Source organism: Daejeonella sp., assembly GCF_044232565.1.
In the GTDB taxonomy this organism is placed as follows: domain Bacteria; phylum Bacteroidota; class Bacteroidia; order Sphingobacteriales; family Sphingobacteriaceae; genus Daejeonella.
Genome location: NZ_JBIILQ010000217.1, coordinates 1 through 4,622, shown reverse-complemented (window position 1 = coordinate 4,622; position 4,622 = coordinate 1). Strand labels below are relative to the sequence as shown.

General features: G+C 36.1%; 4 protein-coding genes. 3 read left to right on the top strand and 1 reads right to left on the bottom strand.

The window, feature by feature from the left end:
• The first annotated feature begins 183 nt into the window (after window positions 1-183).
• Genes ACILQF_RS10720 through ACILQF_RS10710 form a run of 3 tightly spaced genes read left to right on the top strand, consistent with a single transcriptional unit; the run spans window position 184 to window position 3,466 of the window.
• Entirely contained in the window at window positions 184-1,041 is an 858-nt protein-coding gene (locus ACILQF_RS10720) for a UDP-2,3-diacylglucosamine diphosphatase (protein ID WP_395627403.1), read from the top strand.
• Entirely contained in the window at window positions 1,038-2,123 is a 1,086-nt protein-coding gene (locus ACILQF_RS10715) for a glycosyltransferase family protein (protein ID WP_395627402.1), read from the top strand. The genes ACILQF_RS10720 and ACILQF_RS10715 overlap by 4 nt, the downstream gene beginning before the upstream one ends.
• 5 nt (window positions 2,124-2,128) lie before the next feature.
• Window positions 2,129-3,466 carry a GH1 family beta-glucosidase gene (locus ACILQF_RS10710; RefSeq protein ID WP_395627401.1) on the top strand — a complete coding sequence of 446 codons (1,338 nt, stop codon included), beginning with the start codon at window positions 2,129-2,131 and terminating at the stop codon, window positions 3,464-3,466.
• A gap of 70 nt (window positions 3,467-3,536) precedes the next feature.
• On the opposite strand, the gene ACILQF_RS10705 is transcribed toward ACILQF_RS10710, so the two are convergent.
• Window positions 3,537-4,622 (bottom strand): penicillin acylase family protein (locus tag ACILQF_RS10705; protein WP_395627400.1); only part of this gene is annotated, 1,086 nt, incomplete at its 5' end.

Below are 4,622 nucleotides of genomic sequence, written 5' to 3'. Positions count from 1 at the left end.
GAATTTCATGGCCATTCCCTAACAATTTGCTGTTATTGAATTAATATTCAGATAATATGTATTGTTTATTCTTGTATAGGTTAAATAGAACGAATTGAATCAACTATACACCCAATTATCAGAATTTCTTTTCTACTTCATCTTTATTCGTTTTTCTAAGATAAATTCAATTTTTAGACATTAATGAGTAAACAAAAAAGACAGGTAGATATTATCGTAATTTCAGATGTTCACCTCGGCACATACGGTTGCAGGGCAAAAGAGCTTTTACATTATCTAAAATCCATTAAGCCTAAAATTGTTGTTTTGAACGGCGACATAATTGACATTTGGCAATTCAATAAAAGCTATTGGCCTAAGTCGCACATGAAGGTTATAAAACATATCATGAACTGGCTCAGTAAGGGAGTTAAGGTTTATTATATAACTGGAAATCATGACGAAATGCTTAGAAAGTTTGAGGGTTTTAAAATGGGATCCTTTCAAATACTTAATAAGCTAATACTCGAGCTTGATAATCAAGAAAAGGCCTGGATATTTCATGGTGATGTATTTGATGTGACTATGCAGCATTCAAAATGGTTAGCAAAACTTGGCGCCATAGGTTATGATTCCTTGATAATTATAAATAGTCTTGCTAACTGGATATCAGAAACGGTATTTAAAAAGGGCAAATTGTCATTTTCCAAAAAAATCAAAAATAGTGTTAAGGGCGCTATCAAGTTCATTAATGGCTTTGAAGAAACTGCAGCAGATATTGGTATCAGTATGAATTATCAATATGTTGTATGTGGCCATATTCATCATCCCGAAATGCGTAAAATAGAACAAAATCATGGAAGCATCATGTACCTAAATTCAGGGGATTGGATTGAGAACCTTACGGCATTAGAATATCATAAGGGGCAGTGGGATTTATTTCGATTCAGTGAGTCGGAGCGAATGGCTATGTTGCATGGTACTGAAGAGGAAGTTGAGGAAATGGATATCAAGCAATTATTTAGTCAGATGGTTTCTGATTTTTCATTAAAAACATCATGAAGATACTTTATGCGGTGCAGGGTACAGGCAATGGGCATGTTACTCGCGCCAGAGAGGTGATCCCTATTTTAAAGAAAAATCATGATGTTGATATTTTGATTAGTGGAACTCAAGCAGATGTGGGTTTACCATTTGAGATTAAATATCAATTTCATGGTTTAAGTTTCATTTTCGGAAAAAACGGTCAAGTAGATATCGCTGAAACGTATAAAAAATCGCGTTTAAAGCAATTAATGAAAGACATAAAAATGCTTCCTGTTAGCGAATATGATTTGGTGATCAGTGATTTTGAACCAGTTTCATCATGGGCATGTTATTTATCTGGCAAACCTTGTATTTCAATAAGTCATCAAGCCGCTGTGATTAATAAAAAGTCGCCAAAAGCTAAAAGTTTCGATCCGCTAGGTAAAACAATTTTGAGATCATATGCCCCCTCCACAAGTCAGTATGGTTTTCATTTTTTACCTTATGATGCCAATATATTTACTCCGGTAATACGAGCAGAAGTTAGAGAAAAAAAATTGCTTAATTCTGGTCATTATACTGTTTATCTACCTGCTTATGATGATGAGCGACTGGTAAAAATATTAACGATGGTTGAAAATGTTCAATGGCAGGTATTTTCTAAGCATAACAAAAAATCCTTTCATCAAAAAAATGTTTGGATAAGGCCTATCAACAATGATGAGTTTATTGATAGCATGTCTAGGGCAAGTGGTGTTTTTTGTGGTGCAGGATTTGAAACACCTGCAGAAGCACTGTTTCTTAAAAAGAAGCTGATGGTAATACCCATGAAGGGACAATATGAGCAGCAATGCAATGCCGAGGCATTAAAAAACCTGGGGGTTCCTGTTATTAAAAATCTAAAGAAAAAACAGGTGCAAAAAATAATAGACTGGGTTTCAAATGGAAAAGTTATTCCTGTAAATTATCCGGATATGACTGAAAAGATTCTGACAGATATTATTGAGAGGGAATCAAAAGCTTTATCAGTAAAAAAGCCCTCAAAAATTAAACAGTCTGATTTTAAATTATTTCGTAATTATAGTTTCTTTAAGAAATTAGAGAAAAGCTCATCTTAATTATTTTGATTCTTAACAAGTCCGATTTTGGTGATGAATTTGTTTGGGGTGTAGCAGCTTCAGCATTTCAAACAGAAGGCTCATCTTTTACAGATGGTAAAGGACCTTCAATTTGGGATGAGTTTTCCAAGAAAAAGGGTAAAATCTTTAGTGGACACTCTGCCGATATTAGCTGTGATTTTTATAATCATTATATCGGAGATATTGCATTGATGAAATCAATGCACATCAATAATTTCCGCTTTTCTTTTTCTTGGTCACGTATATTTCCCAAAGGGAATGACGAATTAAATAGCAATGGGGTCGCATTTTATGACCGCGTAATAGATCTTTGTCTTGAATTTGGAATTACCCCTTGGGTAACATTATATCATTGGGATCTGCCTCAGGCACTTCAGCAAAAAAACGGATGGGCAAACAGAGAGATCGTTGATCATTTTTCTGACTATGTGTCTTTCTGTATCAATCATTTTGGCGACAGAGTAAAACACTGGATGATATTGAACGAGCCCATGGTCTATACTGGGGCAGGATATTTTTTAGGTATTCATGCTCCCGGAAAGCGAGGTATGGATAATTTTATTCCGGCAATCCATCATTCAGCTCTTTCACAGGCAGCGGGAATAAATATTGCAAAGCAGCTAAGAAGCGATCTAGAGGTTGGAACAACGTTTTCATGTTCAGCCATACATCCACATACATGCAGGGAAAAGGATATTAAGGCTGCAGATAAGGTAGATGCGCTGGTAAACCGGCTGTTTGTTGAACCTTTATGCGGAATGGGTTATCCTGCAGAAAGTCTTCCTTTCTTAAAAAGAATTGAAAAATTTATGCTTCAGGGCGATGATAAGGCATTACAGGCGGTTCCTGATTTTATCGGAATACAAAATTATACCAGAGAGGTTGTGAAGCATTCCTATTTTACTCCCTACATAAAATCATCTCTTGTAAGTGCAAAAAAGAGAGTAAAAGAAGTGACTGATATGGAATGGGAAGTATATCCCCAGGCAATGCATGAAATGCTTCATCGTTTCTCAAAATACAACTATAAAAAAATCTATGTTACGGAAAATGGTGCCGCCTTTCCTGATTCAGTATCAAATGGAAAAGTGCACGATCCTAAAAGGAAAAATTACCTACAATCCAATATTGCAGAAATACTGAAAGCAAAAGCTGAAGGTGTAAATGTTGAAGGATATTTCGTTTGGAGTTTTACTGACAACTTTGAATGGGCAGAAGGTTATAGGCCCCGATTTGGCTTGGTTCACGTAAATTATGATACCCAGAAAAGAATCATTAAAGATTCTGGACATTGGTATAGTGGTTTTTTGTCGGGTGTCTAGTAATTAGTCCCTATGCTAAACTCTTAAATTCAGATTCTTTCCTATGCAAATATTAATAGATTTATTAGCTCTATTTTGGCTGATAGATTTTTTGTGCATTCTTTAAAATTTCTGCTTTATCTAGCGTCATTATTTTTGTTTTTTGCGATTGATAAAGGGCCCTCTGATCAGCAAAATGTTTTGAATTTGGATCAGAGCTTGCTCCGAATGTATTGATAGTTTCAATCAAGGGCAAACCTCCTCCTTTCGGGAATTTCACAAAGCCAATATAAGCATCTCCACTAGTCATACTTCGCTTGCCGTCGGCATAAGGCTTGGTCATAACTGCAGCTAGCACATCTGGCATTCCACCTTGTGGCCAATCTTCCTTGCCTCTTTGTAATCGTTGAAAATCTCCTAAGTTCACATCTAGCGTTCCAAAATTTTTCATTAAATGTTTGTGGATAAACTCAAAAACTTCCACTGCTCCTTCAGTGCTAAGTGTATCCTGTGGCCGATTTTTCATCGTGTTTGAAATTTGATAGTAGGCTAAATTATAAATTAAAGCGCCCTTGCTTTCAGGATTGGTATTGTGATCCCAAGCCTTTAATTCTGTGATCAATGGCTCTAATTTTGGATATTTTGATCCATCAACTTGAAAAAATGCCTTTGAATAATAACCATAAGGGTATAAAATTTCAGATGGCAATTGGCGGTCAAATTTAATTCGCTTTAAATCAGTCCAACTAACTTTATCATAGCTGTCTATTAAATCCTTTGCCCGGCGACTGCGATTATTGTGATAGGTCTCATAGCCATCATTCTTATCAAATGATGCGGCTTTTAGATTCTCATTTTCGGAAGTAGCCATAAAAGGGGAATGATTGGTATTAAACAAGTACCCGCTCTTCGGATTCAACTGTTGTGGCAATTCACTCAATGGCTTAAATGTTTCCCATAGCGTGGCTCGTGTATTGCCTGGCACTGTTGCACTCCAATCGTATTTTTTATCCGGATTTCGGTAGGGCATTTTACCGTTTGAGATATAGAAAATATTGTCTTCCTTATCGGCATACATAATGTTGAACATGGCCAAATGATTTTGCTCCAGCGCCGCTTTAAACTCTTTAAAATTTGTGGAGCGATTCATGGAGTACCATTGCTGCAAGGCGCCAGC